Source organism: Shewanella electrica, assembly GCF_022321485.1.
In the GTDB taxonomy this organism is placed as follows: Bacteria; Pseudomonadota; Gammaproteobacteria; order Enterobacterales; family Shewanellaceae; genus Shewanella; species Shewanella electrica.
In genome coordinates this window covers 1-270 of sequence record NZ_JAKOGG010000300.1, presented here as the reverse complement: position 1 = coordinate 270, position 270 = coordinate 1, and the positions used below count along the sequence as shown (strand labels likewise).

At 55.9% G+C, this 270-nt stretch carries 1 protein-coding gene; it reads right to left on the bottom strand.

Annotated elements, in window-relative coordinates; genetic code table 11:
- Positions 1–270: oxygenase MpaB family protein (locus L9G74_RS20695; RefSeq protein ID WP_238898640.1), on the bottom strand; the 270-nt coding region annotated here is incomplete at both ends.

Below are 270 nucleotides of genomic sequence, written 5' to 3'. Positions count from 1 at the left end.
CCGCTAACAGAAACACCCTGGCAACCCAAGCCTTGGGCCCCTTAAACAGGGTATGTGAAGACATTAAAATTGTAGCCACTTCCCGGGTTCGCGCATCAACCCGTAATTGCGGACCGGCCTGGGCAAACAGCTCCCTCAAGCTTGCCGCATCCATGACCAGGCCATCCGCCCCCAGCAACACGGCAACTTTCGAGTATTGTGCAACATAGCGATCCTGCTGCTCTGGCGCCAGTCTGGCATTACGCCAGCGCATATGGGATTGCAGAAAAC